Source organism: Winogradskyella sp. MIT101101 (assembly GCF_047126865.1).
GTDB classification, from domain to species: domain Bacteria; phylum Bacteroidota; class Bacteroidia; order Flavobacteriales; family Flavobacteriaceae; genus Winogradskyella; species Winogradskyella ouciana.
Genome location: NZ_CP138982.1, coordinates 2,079,321 through 2,101,736 on the forward strand (window position 1 = coordinate 2,079,321; position 22,416 = coordinate 2,101,736).

At 35.1% G+C, this 22,416-nt stretch carries 22 protein-coding genes and 1 tRNA gene; 15 read left to right on the forward strand and 8 right to left on the reverse strand.

From position 1 onward, the window contains the following. Window positions 1-65 precede the first annotated feature (65 nt). The 6 genes from SIB89_RS09350 to SIB89_RS09375 all read left to right on the forward strand — a co-directional run bounded on the left by SIB89_RS09350 (window position 66) and on the right by SIB89_RS09375 (window position 7,396). Window positions 66-923, forward strand: coding sequence for an MBL fold metallo-hydrolase (locus SIB89_RS09350; RefSeq protein WP_273289066.1), 858 nt, complete (start codon window positions 66-68; stop codon window positions 921-923). Window positions 924-945: 22 nt separating this feature from the next. After that, window positions 946-2,550 carry a S8 family serine peptidase gene (locus tag SIB89_RS09355; protein WP_412559577.1) on the forward strand — a complete coding sequence of 535 codons (1,605 nt, stop codon included), beginning with the start codon at window positions 946-948 and terminating at the stop codon, window positions 2,548-2,550. A gap of 34 nt (window positions 2,551-2,584) precedes the next feature. Continuing rightward, entirely contained in the window at window positions 2,585-4,390 is a 1,806-nt protein-coding gene (locus tag SIB89_RS09360; RefSeq protein WP_412559578.1) for a M1 family metallopeptidase, read from the forward strand. Between the two features lie 63 nt (window positions 4,391-4,453). Further along, the gene (gene rnpA / locus SIB89_RS09365; protein WP_412561898.1) at window positions 4,454-4,831 is read left to right on the forward strand and encodes a ribonuclease P protein component; all 378 of its coding nucleotides are present in this window, start codon (window positions 4,454-4,456) and stop codon (window positions 4,829-4,831) included. Further along, window positions 4,828-6,465, forward strand: coding sequence for a S41 family peptidase (locus SIB89_RS09370; protein WP_412559579.1), 1,638 nt, complete (start codon window positions 4,828-4,830; stop codon window positions 6,463-6,465). The genes rnpA and SIB89_RS09370 overlap by 4 nt, the downstream gene beginning before the upstream one ends. Before the next feature lie 85 nt (window positions 6,466-6,550). Beyond that, window positions 6,551-7,396, forward strand: a complete 846-nt coding sequence (locus SIB89_RS09375) for an OmpA family protein (protein ID WP_155089177.1) — start codon at window positions 6,551-6,553, stop codon at window positions 7,394-7,396. Here SIB89_RS09375 and SIB89_RS09380 read toward each other — a convergent pair. From SIB89_RS09380 to rpiB, 3 genes are read right to left on the reverse strand one after another with little or no spacing between them, the layout of a single operon-like run. Then, the gene (locus SIB89_RS09380) at window positions 7,393-7,839 is read right to left on the reverse strand and encodes a GNAT family N-acetyltransferase (RefSeq protein WP_412559580.1); all 447 of its coding nucleotides are present in this window, start codon (window positions 7,837-7,839) and stop codon (window positions 7,393-7,395) included. The two genes, SIB89_RS09375 and SIB89_RS09380, sit on opposite strands and share 4 nt — an antisense overlap. Window positions 7,840-7,866: 27 nt before the next feature. Continuing rightward, window positions 7,867-8,781, reverse strand: a complete 915-nt coding sequence (locus SIB89_RS09385) for a cation diffusion facilitator family transporter (RefSeq protein ID WP_412559581.1) — start codon at window positions 8,779-8,781, stop codon at window positions 7,867-7,869. Then, on the reverse strand, window positions 8,782-9,216 hold the full coding sequence (rpiB, locus tag SIB89_RS09390; protein ID WP_155089180.1) for a ribose 5-phosphate isomerase B: 435 nt from the start codon (window positions 9,214-9,216) through the stop codon (window positions 8,782-8,784). 686 nt (window positions 9,217-9,902) lie between these two features. Here rpiB and SIB89_RS09395 point away from each other — a divergent pair. From SIB89_RS09395 to SIB89_RS09415, 5 genes are all read left to right on the forward strand, one after another. Continuing rightward, complete coding sequence (locus SIB89_RS09395) at window positions 9,903-12,137, forward strand: ribonuclease R family protein (protein WP_412559582.1); 2,235 nt, start codon at window positions 9,903-9,905, stop codon at window positions 12,135-12,137. 94 nt (window positions 12,138-12,231) lie between these two features. Further along, entirely contained in the window at window positions 12,232-12,531 is a 300-nt protein-coding gene (locus SIB89_RS09400; RefSeq protein ID WP_155089182.1) for a YbjQ family protein, read from the forward strand. A 23-nt stretch (window positions 12,532-12,554) separates the two neighbouring features. After that, a complete protein-coding gene (locus SIB89_RS09405; RefSeq protein ID WP_412559583.1) occupies window positions 12,555-13,226 on the forward strand; it encodes a head GIN domain-containing protein in 672 nt (223 codons plus the stop codon). Window positions 13,227-13,270: 44 nt separating this feature from the next. After that, window positions 13,271-13,960, forward strand: a complete 690-nt coding sequence (locus SIB89_RS09410; RefSeq protein ID WP_155089184.1) for a LysE family translocator — start codon at window positions 13,271-13,273, stop codon at window positions 13,958-13,960. Between the two features lie 60 nt (window positions 13,961-14,020). After that, window positions 14,021-14,680, forward strand: coding sequence for a hypothetical protein (locus SIB89_RS09415; RefSeq protein ID WP_412559584.1), 660 nt, complete (start codon window positions 14,021-14,023; stop codon window positions 14,678-14,680). 658 nt (window positions 14,681-15,338) lie between these two features. Here SIB89_RS09415 and SIB89_RS09420 read toward each other — a convergent pair. The 3 genes from SIB89_RS09420 to SIB89_RS09430 all read right to left on the reverse strand — a co-directional run bounded on the left by SIB89_RS09420 (window position 15,339) and on the right by SIB89_RS09430 (window position 16,066). Then, a tRNA-Cys gene (locus tag SIB89_RS09420) sits at window positions 15,339-15,409 on the reverse strand. A gap of 50 nt (window positions 15,410-15,459) precedes the next feature. Next, window positions 15,460-15,822 carry a dihydroneopterin aldolase gene (folB, locus tag SIB89_RS09425; protein ID WP_155089186.1) on the reverse strand — a complete coding sequence of 121 codons (363 nt, stop codon included), beginning with the start codon at window positions 15,820-15,822 and terminating at the stop codon, window positions 15,460-15,462. A gap of 43 nt (window positions 15,823-15,865) precedes the next feature. Beyond that, complete coding sequence (locus tag SIB89_RS09430) at window positions 15,866-16,066, reverse strand: zinc ribbon domain-containing protein (protein WP_155089187.1); 201 nt, start codon at window positions 16,064-16,066, stop codon at window positions 15,866-15,868. Between the two features lie 127 nt (window positions 16,067-16,193). On the opposite strand from SIB89_RS09430, the gene SIB89_RS09435 reads away from it, so the two are divergent. From SIB89_RS09435 to SIB89_RS09445, 3 genes are all read left to right on the forward strand, one after another. Then, the gene (locus tag SIB89_RS09435) at window positions 16,194-18,194 is read left to right on the forward strand and encodes a glutamine--tRNA ligase/YqeY domain fusion protein (RefSeq protein ID WP_412559585.1); all 2,001 of its coding nucleotides are present in this window, start codon (window positions 16,194-16,196) and stop codon (window positions 18,192-18,194) included. Window positions 18,195-18,253: 59 nt separating this feature from the next. Further along, on the forward strand, window positions 18,254-18,463 hold the full coding sequence (locus SIB89_RS09440) for a hypothetical protein (protein ID WP_412559586.1): 210 nt from the start codon (window positions 18,254-18,256) through the stop codon (window positions 18,461-18,463). Between the two features lie 95 nt (window positions 18,464-18,558). Next, entirely contained in the window at window positions 18,559-19,038 is a 480-nt protein-coding gene (locus tag SIB89_RS09445; protein WP_155089190.1) for a DUF1761 domain-containing protein, read from the forward strand. Between the two features lie 63 nt (window positions 19,039-19,101). On the opposite strand, the gene SIB89_RS09450 is transcribed toward SIB89_RS09445, so the two are convergent. Further along, entirely contained in the window at window positions 19,102-20,031 is a 930-nt protein-coding gene (locus SIB89_RS09450; protein ID WP_155089191.1) for an SPFH domain-containing protein, read from the reverse strand. 148 nt (window positions 20,032-20,179) lie between these two features. Between SIB89_RS09450 and SIB89_RS09455 the strand changes: the two genes are divergently transcribed. Then, a complete protein-coding gene (locus SIB89_RS09455; RefSeq protein ID WP_412559587.1) occupies window positions 20,180-20,803 on the forward strand; it encodes a hypothetical protein in 624 nt (207 codons plus the stop codon). 72 nt (window positions 20,804-20,875) lie between these two features. Here the strand turns inward: SIB89_RS09455 and gltX are convergent, their stop codons facing one another. Beyond that, window positions 20,876-22,393, reverse strand: a complete 1,518-nt coding sequence (gene gltX / locus SIB89_RS09460) for a glutamate--tRNA ligase (protein ID WP_412559588.1) — start codon at window positions 22,391-22,393, stop codon at window positions 20,876-20,878. Between the last annotated feature and the right edge of the window lie 23 nt (window positions 22,394-22,416).

The window sequence follows — 22,416 nt, forward strand, 5'->3', positions numbered from 1 at the left end:
TGCGTCTAAACCTTTTAGTATTGGTGCTTTTAGTAATTTGCACTTCACTAAAAATTGACTTTTTAATGCAACTATACCCTATTAATGCAGGTAACTTTAAGCTTGATGGTGGTGCTATGTTTGGTGTGGTTCCAAAATCGTTGTGGACCAGAACAAACCCTGCGGACACCAATAATATGATAGATATTGCGGCACGTTGTTTGCTTATTGAAGATGGAGATCGATTGATTTTAATTGATACTGGCATGGGCAATAAACAAAGTGACAAATTTTATGGTTATTATTTCCTTTGGGGAGATGATAGTATTGATAAGTCTTTGGCTAAATATGGTTTCCATAAGGATGATGTTACTGATGTTTTTATGACGCATTTACATTTTGACCACTGTGGCGGTAGTATACAATGGAACAAGGACAAAACAGGTTACGAACCGGCTTTTAAAAATGCGCACTTTTGGAGTAATGCTGACCATTGGCAATGGGCAACAAAACCCAACCAGAGGGAAAAAGCATCTTTTTTAAGAGAAAATATTTTGCCAATGGAAGAAAGTGGGCAATTAAAATTTACCTCAATCCCTAATCATCATATCTTGCAGAATTCTGAGCTCGGTTTTGATATATTTTACGCCAATGGCCATACCGACAAGCAAATGATTCCAATGATTAACTATAAAGGAAAAACCATTTGTTTTATGGCAGATTTGGTTCCAACCGCTGGTCACATACCTTTACCATTTGTAATGGGTTATGACACCAGACCCTTGCTGACTTTAGACGAAAAAGAATTATTCTTGAATATGGCAGCAGACCAAAATTTTTATCTATTTTTAGAGCACGATGCTCACAACGAAATCATTACCGTAAAGCACTCAGAAAAAGGGGTGCGACTCAATGAAACTTTTACTTGCAACGAATTATTTTAAATAAACTAATATATAAACACAAATGAAATTTAATTACAGACCTATTTTATATTTAGGTATAACAGCAACGCTTATGGTGGGTTGTGGAGGAACAGCTGATATTCTCTCAACTCCCGTTGAAAATATTGATACATCTCCTCTAAAAGTTACTGAACTTACAGAAGCTGAAAAGAAAAACTGGGGACATTTAGATCTTGTAAGAGATACCATTCCGGGAATGGCGGTTGATAGAGCTTATGAAGAAATAATAAAAGGTAAGAAAGGTAAGAAAGTGATTGTTGCCGTTATTGATTCTGGTATTGATATTGACCATGAAGATTTGGATGATGTTATTTGGACGAATGAGGATGAAATCCCCAATAATGGTAAAGACGATGACAACAACGGCTATGTAGATGATATCCATGGTTGGAATTTTCTTGGTGATGCTTACAATGAACAATTGGAATATGTTAGAATTTTAGCGAGCGGAGATACATCACATCCACGTTATGAAGAAGCTAAAACCACCTATGAGTCTGAATACCAAACTTGGACAGCCAGAAAAACACAGTACGATCAAATTGCACAAGCTGTTAATAATGCTCATGAAACTTTAGCAAAACATCTTAATAAAGAAAATTACACTATGGAAGAGGTCAATGCTATTTCTTCTGAAGAACAAGACGTACAACAAGCGAAACAAATAGCACAAAATATAAACGCCAACGGTTTAACCTTACAAGAAGCTCAAAAGGAATTAAAAGGTATTCAAGAGCAGGTTAATGAGCGTTTAAACTATAATCTAAACAAAGATTTTAAAGGCAGAACCACGAATGATGATATCAACGATTTATCTGATATTGGCTACGGTAACAGTAATGTAAAGCCAGTAAAAAAATCAGAGTCTCACGGTACGCATGTAGCTGGTATAATTGCTGCAGAACGAAACAATGGGAAGGGTGCCAACGGTGTAGCAAACAATGTAGAAATAATGGCTTTAAGAACTGTGCCTAACGGAGACGAGTACGATAAGGATGTTGCTCTTGCCATCCGTTATGCGGTTGACAATGGTGCAAAAGTCATTAATGGTAGTTTTGGAAAGTCATTTTCACCACATGCAGACTGGGTAAGAGAAGCCATTAAATATGCCTCTGATAACGATGTGGTGTTTGTACATGCTGCTGGTAATGATAGTAAGGATGTAGATATTGAGCCTAATTTCCCAGATGATAACGTTGACTATGTCGAGGTTTCAGATACTTACATCAGAGTGGGCTCATTGACTGAAAAATATGGTTCTAAATTGGTTTCGGGCTTTTCAAACTATGGTAAGAAGAACGTGGATGTTTTTGCTCCAGGTTCTGCAATTTACTCTACAATGCCAGAAAACGAATACGACTTTAACGGAGGAACTTCAATGGCTGCACCAGGTGTAGCTGGCATTGCCGCCTTAATCCGTTCTCAATATCCAAATTTAACCGCCGCACAAGTTAAGCAAGTGATTTTAGATTCTGGCTTGCCATTAACAACAAAGGTTGTGGTCGGTGGAGATGCTTCAAACGTTAAACCATTTGTTGAGCTGTCTTCATCTGGAAAAATAGCCAATGCTTACAACGCATTAATAATGGCTTCAAAAATTAAATAGCCATTAAAACACGTTTAATTAAACCTAAAATTATATGAAAAAAATTCTTTTAAGCCTTTCTTGTATCGCTCTTGTCTTCTCTTGTGGAGCAACAGAAAAGCCTAGTCAGAGTAAGAATAGCCCTATTGCTAAACCTAAAACAGAGTACTGGCAACAACATGTAGATTACCAAATGGAAATCGATATGGATGTCAATACCTTTCAATATAAAGGAAAACAGAAGTTGGTTTATACCAATAATTCACCAGATGTATTAAGCCGAGTGTATTATCACTTGTATTTTAATGCCTTTCAGCCTGGAAGCGAAATGGACGTACGCTCTAGAACTATTGCAGATGCCGACCCAAGAGTAGGAGATCGTATCAGTAAACTTCAACCAAATGAAATTGGTTTTATAAAAGTTAATTCATTAAAGCAAAACGGCACAACAATTACGCACGAAACTGTCGGCACGGTATTAGAGGTGAAGTTGGCTCAGCCTATTCAACCAGGTGAAAAAGTGACTTTTGATATGGATTTTGATGCTCAAGTCCCTGTTCAAATTCGTCGTTCTGGTAGAAACAACAAGGAAGATGTTGCACTTTCTATGACGCAATGGTACCCGAAATTAGCAGAATATGATGACGAAGGTTGGCATGCAGATCCATACATCGGAAGAGAATTCCATGGTGTTTGGGGAGATTTTGATGTCAAATTGACTATCGACAAAGATTATGTTGTTGGCGGTACGGGTTATCTGAAAAATGAAACCAAGGCTAAAGGTGGTAAAAAAACCTTGCATTTTGAAGCTCCAAAAGTTCATGATTTTACTTGGGCTGCAGATCCAGATTTTATCCATGATACTTATGAAATGCCAAATGGTCCTAAACTGCATTTCTACTACAAAAAAGATCTAGAGCCTAAGTATCTTGAAAATTGGAAGAAACTACAGCCAGACACTGCAAAATTAATGGATTTCTTTAGTGAAAATATTGGTGAATATCCTTACGACCAATATTCTGTTATACAAGGTGGAGATGGCGGTATGGAGTACGCCATGTGTACATTGATTACCGGTCAGCGAAGTTATGGAAGTTTACTCGGTGTTACAGCCCATGAGTTGGCTCATACATGGTTTCAATTCTTATTAGCTACTAACGAAGCAAAGCACGAGTGGATGGATGAAGGCTTTACAAGCTATATTTCTAATCTTGCTGAAAATGAACTGAATGAAACCAAAAAAGATAATCCACAAGTTGGCTCTTATCGAAACTACATAGGATTAGCAAATTCGGGCTATGAACAACCATTGACTACACATGCCGATCGATATGCTTATAATCAAGTTTACGGAGCTGCTGCATATAGCAAGGGAGCTGTATTTATGGCACAACTTGGCTATGTTATTGGTGAAGATAATCTTAAGAAAACCATTAAAAAGTATTATGATGATTTTGCCTTTAAACATCCAAAACCAATGGATTTTATAAGAACAGCAGAACGTGTAACTGATTTTGAATTGGATTGGTACTTAATAGATTTTGGCCAAACCACCAATACTATTGATTATGCTGTAAAAGCGGTTGAGGGCAAATCCATTACTTTAGAACGTATGGGATTAATGCCAATGCCTATTGATTTGTCCGTAACCTATACTGATGGTTCAACTGAAGAGTTTTATATTCCGTTACAAATGATGCGCGGAGAAAAACCAACATCAGCAACTACAATAGATGATTGGGCTTGGGCAATGCCAACCTACACTTTTGAAGCAAATAAAGCTGTTAAATCTGTTGAAATTGATCCTTCTCAGATGATGGCAGATGTAAAACGAGAAAATAATTCACTTACTTTAGAGTAAGCAATTATTCAAATAGATTATGAAAACCATGTCTAATCGGCATGGTTTTCTATTTTTGTTATGATGCGATTTCAATATTCTAAAAAAGATAAGCTAAAAAGTAAAAAACTCATTGAGCATTTGTTTAATGAAGGCAAATCTGTTACGGTTTATCCTCTACGTCTTATTTACCTTAAAACAGATTATAAAGATGGTAGCACGCTCAAAACTGGTGTTTCAGTAAGTAAGCGCCTCCATAAAACTGCAGTGGCCAGAAACAGAATAAAACGTTTACTAAGAGAAGCTTATAGGCTGAATAAACCCTTATACTTTAACAATAGTTCAACATCTTATGCGTTTATGATTTTGTACCTTAGCAAGGATGGAACAACTTTTGATAAATTGAATGACAGTATAAAATTGTTATTTAAGAAATTCTTAGATAAAACCTCAGAATCATGAAAAAATATCTACATAAAAAACTCATAATACCTGCTCTAGCTGTAATTATATTTTTCAGTACTACAGCATTTAAAAATGATTTTTTTGAAATAGCAAAGCAAATTGAAATCTTCACCACAATGTTTAAGGAGCTCAACATGAACTATGTTGACGAGACCAATCCTGGTGAGTTAATGGACACGGCTATTAAAAGCATGTTAGACGATTTAGATCCTTACACGCAGTTTTATAATGAGCAAGATGTTGAGGCTTCACGAATAAACAATGCTGGAGATTATACTGGTATTGGTGCCAAAGTACTCACGCTAAAAGATAAATTGGTTATAGTTGAGCCTTATAAAAACTACGCTGCAGATAAAGCCGGACTAAAAGCAGGTGATGAAATAATTAAGGTAGATAATGTTGTCGTAGCCGATTTTAAGGATGATGCTGCCAACCTGCTTCAAGGTGCAGCAGGTACCGAAGTTACCGTAACCTACAAACGACAGGGTAAAACCAATACGGTAAAAATAATTAGAGAATCACTTGAAATAAAAGCTGTTCCGCACTATTCAATGATTGATGATAAAACGGGTTACATTGTATTGAGAAAGTTTAATCAAAAAGCTTCAGCCGAAACACTTGGTGCGTTAAGAGCATTAAAAAATCAAGGAGCTACACAACTTATTTTAGACTTAAGAGGTAATCCAGGTGGCTTATTGCACGAGGCGGTAAATGTCACTAACATTTTTGTACCTAAAGATCAGTTAGTGGTGACCACTAAATCTAAAGTTAAAAAATATAACAAAACCTATTATACAAAAAGAGATGCTGTTGATACTGAAATTCCATTAGTGGTCTTAATAGATGGTAGCAGTGCTTCTGCCAGTGAAATTGTTTCTGGTGCCTTGCAAGATATGGATAGAGCAGTAGTAGTAGGTGCACGTAGCTTTGGTAAAGGACTGGTTCAACGTCCTAAACCTTTGACCTATGGAACACAAATGAAAATTACCATATCGAGATATTATACACCTTCTGGTCGTTGTATACAGGCTTTAGATTATTGGAATAGAGACGAGAACGGAAAAGCAACTCGTGTTAAAAAAGAAAATTACAATGCCTTTAAAACTCGCAACGGGCGCGATGTTTTTGATGGTGGCGGAGTACAGCCAGATGTTGAAATAGAGCTTTCTAAATTTACGCCAATAACCAAAGCGATTTTAAACGAAAATTTAGTCTTTAATTTTGCGACGCAATATTATTACGATAATAAAGTAGAGGATTTAAGCGCCTTTAAGTTATCTGATTCAGATTTCAATGCCTTTAAGGGGTATTTAAAAACCACTGGTTTTAATTTTGAAACCAAAACAGAAAAAGCTTTGGAAGATGCGATATCTGTTGCTAATGAAGAAGAATTGAGTGGTGTTATAAACTCAGAAATAGATGATTTAAACAATGCTTTAAAGGCTTATAAAACGAATGCTATTAATGCTAATAAACCTCAATTAAAATCGTTGTTAACTGATGAAATTATTAAACGCTATTTCTATAGTGAAGGTTTGTATCAATATTATACCGCAAATAACCCTGAGATAAATAAAGCGGTTTCTATATTGAATGATACCAAGCAGTATACTAGCATTTTAGGTAAGTAAGAGCGCTCTATAAAAGCGTTTAAGAAAAAAATATCTATATTTAACACTAAGGAAATTTTCAATTAGTAAGAAAATTCTAGAAAAAATGAAGTCCCTACTCGTTTTTATATGCCTATCCATTCAGTTTGCTTTTGCTCAAAAGGAGATTAAGCATCAGGTATATTTTTTAACGGATAAATACGAAATTCCTGAGACTGAAGAAAGTCGACTCCTCTTGTTTTTATCGGAAATTGAAAACATGGATATTCAGAAAATATCCATATACGGTTTTTGTGATGATAGAGGTAGTGATTCTTATAACATGGTGTTGTCTCAACAGCGCGCAGATGCTATAAAGGAAGTGTTTTCTAACAATGAGTTTGATGAGTCCGTAATTACAAATGTAGACGGAAAGGGTGAAATCCTTCTCAATGTTGTTAATGATAAGGATCTTTATAAAATTCGTGGACTTAACAGAAAAGTTGAAATTATAGTACAACCATATGATCCTCCTCGTGAAAAGGTAGAACAACCAAAAAAAGAAACTACTGAAGAACTACTAAGCGGTGAACTCAAAGAAGGTGATAAAATTCAACTAGAGAATATTTTATTCCGTACGGGTTACAGTTATCTTACCAAGGAGTCAAAGGCTAAATTAGACGAAATCGCTAAAATTTTAGTAAAGCGAACAGATATTTATTTCAATATTGAAGGCCATGTATGTTGTACCCACGGTGCACGAGATGCTATTGACCGAAAAACCAAAAAACGTAATTTATCCTTAGCAAGAGCTAAGACAGTTTACGATTATTTAGCAGAAAAAGGTGTAAAGCGCTATCGCATGAAGTTTGTTGGTCAACGAAGAAAATTTCCACTTGGTGGTGAGCCGGAATTAGATAGACGTGTAGAAATCGTTGTGACGCGTGTTATTAAACCCAAAACTTCTAACTAAGAAGATTTAATCATGTTTATATGCGGAATGCCATCTTCTAGGTACTCCTCTCCCACTTCCTTAAAATTTAGATTGTTATAAAATCGCTTTAAATATATTTGGGCAGAAATTCTAATTTTAGATTCGTCGTAATAGTCTTTAATTGCTTGTATTGAAGCAGTCATTATATCATAACCATACTTACATTGCCGAGCATTTTCTTTCACCACTACTCTACCTATACTGGCTTCATCGAAATAATCACCTGGTTTAAAAATACGTGTATAGGCCACTAATTTTCTATCTCTATAGCCTAATACATGTAGCGCTTTCTGATCTTTACCATCAATATCTTGATAGACACAATCTTGCTCTACCACAAACACTTCACTACGTAATTGAAGTAGGTCGTAGAGCTCTTTAGTGTTTAATTCTTGAAATGTTTTTGTCTTTATTTCTAGCATAATTTTTTTTCAGCCTGACAAAATTAATTAGTCTTGTACAATTACATCCTTGGCATCACATTTTCCAAATTCTGGTTGAATATTAATATGATTAATTTCGTACTTGTGATAGACCAGTTCTTCAATTTCATCTAAAATGGTGTCAAATTCAGATAAGGTAATATTCTTATTAAAATCTATATGAGCTTCGAGATGAATTTCTTCTTCATTCAATTGCCAGATATGTACATGATGAACATTTTTAATTGTATCTATGGTTTGAATATCTTTAACAATAGCATCAACAGAAGTAGACTCTGGCGTAAACAACATTAGGACTCTAAATGAGTCTTTTAATAAGTTCCATCCCATAACAATAAGATAAATGGATATAGCAAAGGTTAACACACTGTCTATCCACCAAATCTGATAAAACTTCATTAACAATCCACCCACTAAAACTGCAACGCTTGCCATCATATCGGTTAAAAGATGAAGGTAGGCGCTTTTCATATTCATGTTGTCGCCTGCATTCTTTTTTAGCAATAAGACGCTAAATCCATTACCTATAATAGCGATAACAGAAAGCCAAATCACAAGGTTAGATTCTATTTGCTGTGGATTTTTAAAACGCTCAACAGCTTCAAATATTAAAAGTATAGCTATAATAATAAGTGTAGCCGCATTAATGAAAGCCGCTAGGATTTCCGCACGTTTATATCCAAAAGTCCGTTTTAATGAGGCTTTTTGTCTAACTAACTTATTCGCAATTAAACTTATAATCAAAGAGACAACATCACTTAAATTATGGAGCGCATCACTAAGCAAGGCCAAACTACCTGAAATTAAACCACCTACAACCTGAGCGACTGTAATAACAATATTGAGAAGTATGGAAATAAACAGATTACGACCATTTAGATCGTGGTTATGAGAATGTTTATGAGCGTGCGAGTGACCCATTTAACAGGATAACGGAATCTTATCCACACGTTTTTGGTGACGACCACCTTCAAACTCAGTATTTAAAAAAGTATCTACCATTTTAATAGCTTGTGGAACAGATGTAAAACGTGCTGGAATACATATAATATTGGCATTATTATGCTGTCTAGTTAATTCTGTGATTTCTTTTGTCCAACACACACCAGCTCTTACGTTTTGATATTTATTTGCCGTCATAGCTACACCATTAGCACTACCACAAATTAAAATTCCAAAATCCACTTTTTTATCGTTAACATCCTTAGCTACAGGATGCACAAAATCAGGGTAATCTACACTATCCGTAGAATCGGTACCATAGTTGGTAACGACATGTTCTTTAGTTTGTAAGTATTTTAAAATTTCTAGCTTGTATTCTGGACCTGCATGGTCGTTTCCTATTGAGATGTTCATATTTTTATGTCATTGCGAGCGAAGTGCGGCAATCCCATAATTATGGAGATTAATTTCTTAGCTCTGGATTACTAATCTTATCTTTCAACAAAGTTACAAATAATAAAAACTGGTTAATAGTAATACTCATTACTTGTTAATAACTGTTCACAAGTCTTGAAAACAAAAATTAGGATTATTCATTTAATTTTTTAAACCAAAATAGCATTTATATAACCTAATTTTTTAATCCTTTTTTTGGAGTGAATTTATAAACAGCCTTTTTGTTCAAATGAACAAATTTTTACTCAAAACATATCAGTTAATTCTATTAACATAGATTATTAACAGTTGTTGATAGCTTTTTTGTTTAGCTTATAAATGAACCTTTTACATGTAAATTTAGTGTTAACTAAACCGTAATAAATTGTAAACTACAACAAATCAAAATAAAACTTAAAAAAGTTATACAAGCTATTAACAGACTATAATAACCATCATTTTATTTTTTAAATTTTAAAAGAAAAATGATGATATGTATATATATGTTGATAAGTGATTTTTTTATTAATTTAACCTTTACTAAACACTATTAAAATTTAATAGTGTAGCTTTGCACAAAACTTAATATCTTCACTTCCACCTATATTGAGTTTTAAATGAAGAATTCCTAACACTTTTAGGAAACGAATATGATTACAAATTAAATGACAAGACAGAAAAAAAGGAAATCTAAAAAGAACAAGATTCCTAACCTTACAAATACCATCTTAGGTATTTTAAAAAAAGATAAAAACAAAACTTTTAATTACAAGCAAATTGCATCTATACTTGGTGTTAACGATGCTAGTAGCCGAAACCAAATCATAAAAACCTTAGCTAAACTTACTTCTAAACAAGAAATAGAACAAGTCGATAGAGGTAAATACAAAGCCATTGTAAACACAGAATATCATACTGGTATTCTAGACCTTTCTTCAAAAGGCAATGGCTACATCATCAGTGATGATTTTGAAGAGGATGTATTTATAGCATCCAATAATATCAATAGAGCTTTGGATGGTGACGAAGTAGAATTTTACGCCTACAGAAGAAAACGAAGAGGAAAACAAGAAGGTGAAATCACCAATATTATTAAGCGTGCGAGAAGTGAATATGTAGGTACTATTCAGATTCACGAAAAAAAGAATTTTGCCTTTGTCGTAGCTGATAGCGTTAAGATGTACACTGATATTTTTGTACCCATCAATAAAACCAAGAAAGCTGAGGATGGAGACAAAGTTTTGGTATCCATAGAGGAGTGGCCAGAAAAGGCAGATTCACCCAATGGTAAAGTATTGGAAGTTCTCGGTAAACCAGGTGAGCACAGTACAGAAATTCATTCCATTTTAGCAGAGTATGGTTTGCCTCACGAGTTTCCTCACGAGGTGGAAAATTATGCTAACTCCATAGACTTAAATATTACAGCTGAAGAAGTTGCCAAGCGACGCGATATGCGTAAGGATTTAACCTTTACCATAGATCCTAAGGATGCCAAAGACTTTGATGATGCCTTATCATTTAAAGTTTTAGAAAATGGCTTATACGAAATAGGAATACATATTGCAGACGTTTCTCATTATTTAGAACCAGGAACGGTTTTAGATGATGAAGCTTACGAGCGTGCTACCTCTATTTATTTAGTAGATCGTGTAGTGCCGATGCTACCGGAAATTTTATCTAACGGAGCCTGTTCATTACGTCCGCATGAAGAAAAATACACCTTTTCTGCAGTCTTTAAAATGAACAATAAATGTGAAATTAAAGACCAATGGTTTGGTAGAACAGTGACCTATTCCGATGCACGTTTTGCTTACGAAGAAGCACAGGCTATCATAGAAAACAACCCTAAAGTCACACTGGGAGCAGTTGAAACGTCTCAACTTAATACAACGATCCCTCAAGAAGTGTCATTAACAGGAAAACAATACAACACTAAACCAGAGATCGCCGAAGCTGTTTTGGTTTTAGATAGATTGGCAAAAAAAATGCGTTCGCAACGAATGCGATCGGGAGCGATTTCTTTTGATAAGGTTGAAGTGAAATTCAATTTAGACGAAGAAGCCAACCCAACGGGAGTATTCTTTAAAACCAGTAAAGAAGCCAACAAACTGATTGAAGAATTTATGCTATTGGCTAATAAAAAAGTAGCAGAATTTATAGGTAAGCAGAATCCAAAGAAAACCTTTGTGTATAGAGTACATGACGAGCCAGATGAAGCTAAATTAGCACAGCTACAAACTGTGGTAAGTCGTTTTGGACACAAACTCACGTTTAAGGATCGTAATAGCATTGCTTCATCATTAAACAAACTATTAACAGATGTTGTAGGTAAGAAAGAGCAAAATTTGGTTGATACCTTAACCATCCGTACCATGTCTAAAGCAGAATATACGACGCAAAACATAGGGCATTACGGACTAGCGTTTGATTATTACAGTCACTTTACTTCACCTATTCGTCGTTACCCAGATGTAATGGCACATCGCTTGTTACAGCATTATTTAGATGGTGGTAAATCAGCCAACGAAGAGATTTACGAAGAAAAGTGTAAACACTCCAGTAACATGGAATATTTAGCCACTAAAGCAGAGCGCGATTCAATTAAGTACATGCAGATACGCTTTATGCAAGATCACCAAGACGAAGAGTTTTTAGGAGTGATATCTGGTGTTACGGATTGGGGAATCTATGTTGAAATTATCTCCAACAAATGCGAAGGAATGGTAAGTGTTAGAGACATGAAAGATGATCATTATTCTTTTGATCAAGATCAATATGCTATGGTTGGTCGTAAAACACAGAATATATATCAATTAGGTGACGAAATCATTGTAAAGGTTAAAAATACCGACTTGGTAAAAAAACATTTGGATTTTTATTTGGTAGGAAAACCTGAATAAAACCTAAATTTATCATGCTGAACTTGTTTCAGTATCTTGTATGTTGTGGTGCAACGATTTATATTTGACATAGACATATAAATAAACTTATCGTATGATTCTAACCACAACAAATTCCATAGAAGGTTTTAAAATAATGGATTATTTAGGCATTGTCACTGGTGTTGCTATGAATGAAGAGAAATTAGCAATGGGCTTTAGTGTCTCTAAATACTATAAGACAATTCAAGATAGTGTAGATAAAACCAAAGAAAAAGCATTTCAGAGTCTTCAGGAAAATGCAAAACAATTAAATGCTAATGCCATCGTTGGTATTAAAGTAGAAATAGAATTAACTACAAGTAACTATGCAATGGTTTCCGTGACTGGAACCGCAGTAAAAGTGGCAACATAAATTCTTAAAATCAACTTAAAAAAATGAAAAATATAATTCTTGTCCTTACTGTTTTATTCAGCTGTTCTATTACTGCTCAAGATACTATTGAGAAGACAGTTGGTGAGTTTAATACCGTAAAAGTTTACGACCTAATTAATCTAAAGATGAAAAAATCTGATGAGAACAAAGTTGTTATTTCTGGTAAAAACCATAAAGATGTTCAGGTTTTGAACAATAACGGTAAGCTAAAAATAAGAATGAAGCTAGAAGAGAGTTATGACGGAAACGACACAGTCGTTATTCTTTATTACACTTCAGTAGATGTTATTGATGCAAATGAAGGAGCAAAAGTTAACGTAGATGAAACCTTAGAACAATATGAGATTGACCTAAAAGCACAAGAAGGAGCGGAAATCACAGCAGATATAAAAACAACTTATGCAAATATTAGAGCTGTAACTGGTGCGTTAATTAATACAACAGGAAGCTCTAAAAATCAGGATATATCTATTTATACAGGCGGAGTTTTTAATGCAAAAGAATTAAAAACGGAGCAAACGGAAGTAAGCATCAATGCTGGTGGTGAAGCTTATATCAATGCATCTGAGTATGTGGATGTAAGGATAAAAGCTGGCGGAAATGTTTTTATTTACGGTAATCCAAAACTCATAGACGAAAAGACAGTTCTTGGTGGCAAAGTAAAGCGTATGTAAATTCCTATTACTTTTTGTTACTTTTGTGTAAACCGCAAGTTTACATGTTAGATGATATCTTAACAGCCATTCCCTTTGGGATTATTTTAGCCTTTACCATAGGTCCAGTATTCTTTGTGCTCTTAGAAACAAGTGCTACAAAAGGATTTACAAGAGCTGTGGTTTTTGATCTTGGTGTTATTCTAGCGGATATAGTCTTTATACTTGTTATTTTTAAAAGCACTGATACGCTACTAGACAAAATTAAAGACGACCCTAATTTATTGGTGTTTGGAGGTGTTCTTCTAGTAATTTATGGAGTCATAAGTTTTATAAAAACGTCAAAATCTTTTCGTTCCATAGTAAGGGAGCACCATCGCATAGAATTACCAAAAAACGACTACGGAAAGCTGTTTGTTAAAGGATTTTTACTCAACTTTATTAATATTGGAGTGCTTTTGGGCTGGTTAGGCTTCATTGTTATCGGTACATCAATAACAGAATCTTCAAACGGTGTAGCAATCTTTATTACCACCATGTTGATATCCTATTTTTTATGTGATCTCTTTAAAATTGCTATGGCAAAACGGCTAAGAAGCAAACTTACACCTAGACTTATTTTTAAGACAAAGAAAATTGTGGCTTTGGTTATTTTAGGGTTTGGAATTCTACTTTTATCTCAGGGATTGTTCCCAGATTTATATGAAAAAGGTAAGGAACAGATTGATAGAGTAAACCCAATAAAAAACGAGTAGGATAGAGATAGGTATAATTCTTGAGGTATAAATTACCAAAACCAACAAATACGATTTATAATGAAATCAGTTATTACTTTATTTTGTATTACACTTTTTACGTGCTTTGGATATACACAAGACAATTCCAGTAAATCTCCACATTATGTATTGCCTGAATTTACCGAAGGTATTATTTTAATGAAGGACGGAAGTAAGCTAACCGAAGTTTTAAATTACAATGCACTTTCCGAAAACTTTGCTTTTAAAAAAGATGATGAAATCTTGGCAATGACACAAACCGATATTGGGAGAATAGATACGGTTTATGTTTCAAATCGAAAATTTATAAGAAAAGATGGTGTCTTTTTAGAATTGCTAATGAAGTCTGACGTTGAGTTGTATTTGGAACATAAATGTAATTTAGAATCATCAACAGCTGCTAGTGGTGGATACGGCGGAACATCGCAAACCACCTCAGGTAGAACAGTGTCTTCAATAGAAAACCGAGGAAATCTATATGACCTGGAATTACCAGAAATGTATAAGGTTAAACCGATTAAGGAATATTGGTTCTATAAAGATGATGTTGTAACAAAGTTTAAATCATTGAGCCAACTTAAGAAGCTTTATAAAGACCGAAAAAAAGACATTAAAACCTATAGAAAATCACATGATGTCGATACAAAAGAGCCACTAACCATAGTCCAATTAATAGAACACCTGGAGTCAGACCAATAGTATTAAAAGAAAACTCTTTGTGAAATTTTGGCTTCTTAAGGTATCTAAAAATCTTTATTTGTATTGTATGACTTTCAATAGGCTTCGTCATAACTATTATAGCTAAAAACCCTTCGATTCTTGTTGAAATTTCTCCGTGCTATCAAGTGTCCATAAAGACTCGTATAATTACTATAGACGGCGTCTGTCTTTTATTAATTTTCGTAAAAAATCCACAAAAAACTCAGTTATGCTAGACGTTTCAAGATGTCTTTCTTGGACGCGAACCGCAATGACATAATCATAATTTTCTTAAAATTTTAAAACAAAACGCTTTCAATATATTTTGAAGGTTTGAAGAGGTATCGAGCGTCCCTAAGTGTATGGAGAACCGCTGTAGATGGTGTATTGCTTTAATTAATTTTTTATAAAAAATTTAAAAAAGCTCAGTTGAGTAAATCATTTCAAGATGTCTTTCTTGGATTCGAACCGCGCATGTCTTAATCTAAATTTTCTTAAAATTTTTAAAACAAAAAGCTTTTTACATATATTGAAGGTTTGAAGAGCTATCGAGCTTCCTAAGTGTATAGAGAACCGCTGTAGATGGTGTATTACTTTAATTAAATTTTTCTAAAATTTTAAAATAAAAAAAGAGATACTTTTCGGTATCTCTTTCTTGAGGTGTCGAGCGGATTCGAACCGCTGTAGATGGTGTTGCAGACCACTGCCTAGCCACTCGGCCACGACACCCTTTTGAGAGGGCAAATATATAAATTATAAACGTTTTACCCTATACAGGCTTACTTTTTTCGCTTTTCAGAAAGTTTTATAGTCACCATTTCCACATCACCACCAATAGGAGGATTAATCTTACTAACCGCAACTTTAATCTTGGTAACCAATTTATCCTCACTAAAAATTTTATCAATAATCCGTTGTGCAACGGTTTCTAGCAGTTTAGACGGTTTAGCCATTTCATCCCTTACAACTTTATTTAAAAAGACATAATCAACGGTATCACTCAACTTATCAGATTTAGAAGAAGGCTTCAAATCTGCTTTAACCTCTAAATCAACACGGTAATCACTACCAATAGCGGTTTCTTCTCTCAAACAGCCATGATATGCAAAAACACGGATATTTTCAACTTTTATTACTCCCATGCTGCAAATATAGAGAATCCCTTAATTGTTACTGGACGTTGAGTTAATTTGTAAAGAAATCAAAGATATTGCTCAAAGCACCAGTTTTAGCTTTAAAAAACTCAGTATAGGTACATTTTTTACAAGTTACTGAAGTAAACTTTTTGTTTTGTACGTCAAAGATTTTAGACAATGTACCTCCTGTAGCTCTCATTTCACCAATTTCGTAAGTGGTGTTATCACATTTAGGACATTTGTAGTTCATGTTTTTTTGGTTTATGTTATATCTATTCTATAAGTATCCTATAGTGCAATAATGTTACATTTTGCTTAATTTTGCCACGTCCAACAAAGCCTTGGCAAAGTTGGAACTTTTACCCAATACCTAAACAATGTCAGAAGAAACAAAATCACTCAATTTTATTGAGCATATTATAGAAGAAGACCTATCCAACGGTTTGCCAAAAGAGAAACTTCGTTTCCGTTTTCCTCCTGAACCAAATGGCTATTTGCACATTGGCCACACAAAAGCTATTGGTATTAGTTTTGGTTTAGGCAAAAAATATAATGCTCCCGTAAACCTAAGGTTTGATGATACCAATCCAGCAAAAGAAGAGCAGGAGTATGTAGATGCCATAAAAAAAGACATTGCTTGGTTAGGCTATGAATGGGCAAATGAACTGTATTCTTCAGATTATTTCGATAAGCTTTACAATTGGGCTGTTCAGCTCATTAAAGATGGAAAAGCTTATGTAGATAGCCAGTCTTCAGAAGCCATGGCAGAACAAAAAGGGACGCCAACACAACCAGGAACCAATAGTCCTTTCAGAGACAGAAGCGTGGTGGAGAACCTAGATTTATTCCAACGTATGAAAGCTGGGGAATTCAAAGCGGGTACACATGTACTGCGCGCTAAAATAGATATGGAGGACCCAAATATGTTGATGCGAGACCCAATAATGTATCGCATTTTACACGCCAAACACCATAGAACAGGTGATGACTGGTGCATTTACCCAATGTACGATTGGACCCACGGTGAAAGCGATTACATAGAACAAGTTTCACATTCACTTTGCTCTCTGGAATTTAAACCTCACCGAAAGCTTTATAACTGGTTTAGGGATCATGTTTACGAATACGCTAAGGACCAATTACCACTTCCGCCTAAACAACGTGAGTTTGCAAGATTAAATCTCAGCTACACCATAATGAGCAAGCGTAAATTATTACGTTTAGTCGAAGAAGGGTTGGTTTCTGGATGGGACGATCCACGTATGCCAACTATTTCTGGCTTAAGACGACGAGGTTATACACCAAGTTCAATACGTGAGTTCATAAAAAAAGTAGGTGTTGCCAGGCGTGAAAATGTCATTGATGTATCATTACTTGAATTCTGTATTCGTGAAGATTTAAACAAAACAGCAAATCGTGTGATGGCGGTTTTAGATCCCGTGAAAGTAGTCATTACCAATTACCCTGAGGATAAGGAAGAATGGCTTGAGGCAGAAAACAACCAGGAAGATGAATCTGCCGGTTATAGAAAAGTACCTTTTTCAAGAGAAATCTATATTGAAAAAGAAGATTTTAAAGAAGAAGCTGGTAACAAGTTTTTTAGATTAAAGCTAGGTGGTGAAGTACGCTTGAAGAATGCCTATATTATTAAAGCAAATGATGTGATTAAAGATGAAAATGGAGACATCATAGAAATTCACTGCACCTATGATACAGACACCTCAAAGAAAGTCAAAGGCACTTTGCACTGGGTTTCTATAAAACATGCCATAAAAGCTGAAATAAGAGAATATGATCGTTTGTTTATGCATGAAGCACCAGACAGCGACAAGGATAAGGATTTTATGGAATTTTTGAACCCGAATTCATTAGATGTGAAAACAGGCTACCTAGAACCCAGTTTGTCTGATGTTGAAGTGGGAGAGCGGTTTCAGTTTCAGCGCTTAGGCTATTTTGTGGTGGATGAAGATTCTACCAAGGATAAATTGGTATTTAATAAAACAGTTGGACTTCGTGATAGTTGGGCAAAGCAAAAACCAAAACCGCAACAAAAGCAACAACCAAAGAAACAACAACCGCAACGTCCAGCGATTAGTATTATTCAGCAATTAGGTAAAAAATACACAAATTTACCTGAGGAAAAGCAAATACGCACAAAAGCGGAAATACAAGAACTGGCTAAAAAAGTTTCTTACGAAGAATTAGAACCTTGGTTTGGTACCGCAGTAAAAAAGGCTGGGACACGCATTGCTACTATGATAACGCTAAAGGTACTTTTGAATAAAGGATTAGAGCGCAACGACGCCATAAATGAATTTATAGCAAAAGCTTTGGAAGATAAAAATGAACTTTTGGTGAAGGAAGCATCAGAGGTTTAACAAAGTCTTCATAGGTGTTTTAATTATAAATTTTTATCTTAGTGTAAACTTGGAACATTATGAAAGAAACACAACAAATACTGACAGAAATAGCGACCGTTACACGAGAGATAGAGGATAACTATCCAGAACTCATGAAATATCTCAACGAAACGAGAAGTACTTTGCCGGAAGGCTCTAACGCTAGCGCAACATTAAATAAAGAGGATTTAGAGAATTATTTAAACCAATTGAAGGAATTGGTTTCAAAATATAAGAAAGAGCATTAAAACAACATTAAACCACACCAATAAAAAACCCAAGGACTTATATTCTTGGGTTTTTTTGTACATTTAAAACATACTAACTAATAAAATCAAAACAAATGGAATTTAATTTTTTAGCAATTTTAGTTGCTGCAGTTGTACCTATGGTATTAGGGTTTCTGTGGTATAATCCGGCAATTTTTGGTAAAGCCTGGATGCGAGAGTCTGGAATGACTGAAGAGAAAATGAAAAGTGGAAACATGGGAGTCATTTTCGGTGTGTCATTTTTATTGGCAATTTTGTTGGCCTTCTTTTTACCAACTGTAACGAATCACCAAATGGGTGCATTTAGCTTGGTTCAGGGAGAACTGGGAGAACTACCTTCATATGAGGCTTTCATGTCTGATTATAAAGATGAATTTAGAACGTTTAAACACGGAGCATTTCATGGAGCTTTGCTCGGGATCTTCTTTGTACTTCCTATAATGGGAACCAATGGTTTGTTTGAACGTAAATCATGGAAACACATTTTTATTAATGTGGGCTACTGGACGCTTACTTTAGCTGTAATGGGAGCAATTGTCTGTGGATGGCGATAGTGAATTTAACCACATGAAAATAAAAACCTCGGAAAATTTTCCGAGGTTTTTATTTTTTGACGCTTATTTTTCGTCACTCTCTTTTCTAGCTTTTTTCATAGCCTCGCCAATCTGGTTACTTGCCGCAAAACTCGCCACCATATCGTTTAACATATTGCTTCCAGCTTGTGGTGCGTTGGGTAGTAGAATAAGATTACTATTGGTTTCTTCGCCTAAGGACTGTAGCGTATCATAATGTTGTGTCACAACAATCAAAGCAGATGCTTCCTGTGAGTTAATACCAACTCTATTTAAAACTTCAACGGATTCTTCCAAACCACGTGCTATTTCACGTCTTTGGTCGGCAATACCTTGACCCTGTAAACGTTTGCTTTCTGCTTCCGCCTTTGCTTTTTCAACGATAAGAATACGAGCAGCATCACCTTCAAACTGCGCAGCAATTTTTTCGCGTTCAGAAGCATTGATACGGTTCATGGCTTGTTTAACCTGCGCATCAGGATCAATATCTGTTACCAAAGTTTTAATGATATCAAAACCGTAATCCAACATAGCATCATTAAGTTCTGCTTTAACCGCTAAGGCAATATCATCCTTTTTAACAAAAACGTCATCCAGTTTCATTTTTGGAACTTCGGCACGCACCACATCGAACACATATGACGTGATCTGATCATGCGGATAGTCAAGTTTATAAAAAGCATCATAAACTTTATCTTTAATTACTTTGTACTGTACAGAAACCTTTAAACGCACAAATACGTCATCCAAGGTTTTAGTTTCAATGATAACATCTAATTGCTGAATTTTAAGACTCAAACGTCCAGCAACACGATCAACAAGAGGGATTTTTATCCTCAAACCCGATTGCGCTATGTATTGAAAACGACCAAAGCGTTCCACAATAGCAGCAGTCTGCTGTTTTACGATAAAGAATGAAGAAATAAGGATAAGTAATCCAAAAAATATAATCGGAACTAAAATAAATTGACCCATAACAAGTTTTTTAAGGTTAGTGAATACGAGAAACTAAATGTAAGTAATATTAAATTATTTTACTTAGGTTTGCTTTAATAAGCCTTAAATCGGTATGAAAAAAACAAAACACCTCTTATTAGTAGCTATTTGCATAACTTTTGTTACAATGAGCTACGGACAACATAAGCGTTATGCCATAAAAAATGGTATAGGTATACAGGGAGGAATCACACAATTTGATATCATTACCGATAATTTTAAAACCAAATCCAATACTGGTTTTTTGGGAGGTTTAACGGCTTCTGTTAACATTCCTCACAAATGGTATAATGTAAGCTACAACATTCAACTATCAGAAAACAATATTGATATACTAGGTGAAACACCTGCAACAGCTAGAGAGGAGTATATTGAATATAAAATGCTAACAGCACAATTATCGTTTTTGTTCCATGTAAAACTTATCAGCAATAATGTTACTTTAGATGTTGGTCCTATGTTGCAGTATAATGGCGAATTAGATCTTAAAGATGATTCTAAAGAAGGCTTTTTGGTTACAGGTTACGACAATCTATTTACTGAAGACATATCCGATATCTCAAAGTTTAACGTTAATGGAGCTGTAGGATTATCTGCCGGCTTTGGTAGCTTTAGATTACGCGCGCAATATGTTTATGGCTTCACTAATATTTTAGGAAAGTTGAATGATAACGACTTTAATCTAAATAACGCAGACCGTTTTGAAGGAAACCAATCCCTTTTGGTTTTTACTGCTTTAATTACGTTTTAGCAACTTTAAGTTGCCATACCAACCGTCACACTGAGCGCAGTCGAAGTGCTGCTTAAGGATCTCATCCAGCAATTATATAGTCTTAATCAAAGCTTCTACACGCCTTACCGTTTCAGCCTTACCAATCATAAACATAATCTCGAAAACATCGGGTCCTTGCAAAGCGCCAACTAATGCTAATCGCAACGGCATCATTACTTTACCAAAACCTATATTATTGTCTGTAATCCAACCTTTGAGTTTGGTTTGAAGGTTTTCAACCGTAAAATCTCCAGTTGCCGTCACAATTTCTATAACCTTTTGCATCAATTGAGGTGTGTCTTCTTTTAGCGCCTTTTTTGACGCCTTTTCATCATAATTAGCTGGAGCCACAAAGAAGAAATGACTCAATTCCCAGAAGTCCTTAACAAATGTTGCACGTTCTTTAATAAGACCAACAACTAAAGCAATATAGTTAACATCAACACCCTCTAAAAGAATGTTTTTTGCTTGAAATGCTTTAGCCAAATCCAAATCCAACTGCTGTTGCATATAGTGATGATTAAACCATTTGGTTTTATCAGGATCAAAACGTGCACCAGCTTTATTAACGCGTTCTAAGTCGAAACTTTGTACGAGTTCTTCTAAACTAAAGATTTCCTGTTCTGTTCCTGGATTCCAACCTAAAAACGCTAAGAAATTAACCACAGCTTCAGGGAAGTAACCTTCTTCTTTGTAGCCTTTAGAAACATCTCCGGTTTTTGGGTCTTTCCAGGCTAAAGGAAATACTGGGAATCCCAATTTATCTCCATCACGCTTGCTTAATTTTCCTTTTCCTGTGGGTTTTAATATCAATGGTAGATGCGCAAATTCAGGAGCTTCCCAGCCAAAGGCATCATATAATAATTGGTGTAATGCTAAAGAAGGCAACCATTCCTCTCCACGAATAACATGTGTGATTTCCATTAAATGGTCGTCTACAATATTCGCTAGGTGATAGGTTGGCATGCCATCACTTTTAAACAACACCTTATCATCTAGCGTATTGGTGTCAATTGAGATATCACCACGAATAATATCCTTTAAGTGTAGAGTTTCATCTTGTGGTGATTTAAAACGAATAACAAAATCTTCACCAGCATCAAGTTTGCCTTGTGTTTCCTCTTCAGATAGAACTAAAGAGTTGACCAAACGCCCTTTTTCACGATTGTGCCAATTATAGATAAAGGTTTTTCCTTCGGCTTCGTGTTGTTTTCTATGTGCATCAAGTTGTTCGGCCGTATCAAAAGCATAGTATGCTTTATCTTCAGCAACCAATTGATCTGCATATTGCTTATACAGATGTTTGCGCTCACTTTGTCTGTACGGTCCAAATTTTTCGTTTTTCCCAGAGCCTTCGTCAAATGGAATGCCGCACCAATTTAAAGCCTCTACAATATAATTTTCAGCACCTTCAACATAACGGTTTTGATCTGTATCCTCGATTCTAAGCACAAAATCACCACCATGCTTTTTAGCGAATAAATAGTTGAATAGAGCGGTTCTTACACCACCAATATGTAAAGGGCCTGTTGGACTTGGCGCAAATCGCACGCGTACATTTTTTGACATAATATAATTTCAAAAATTAAGTC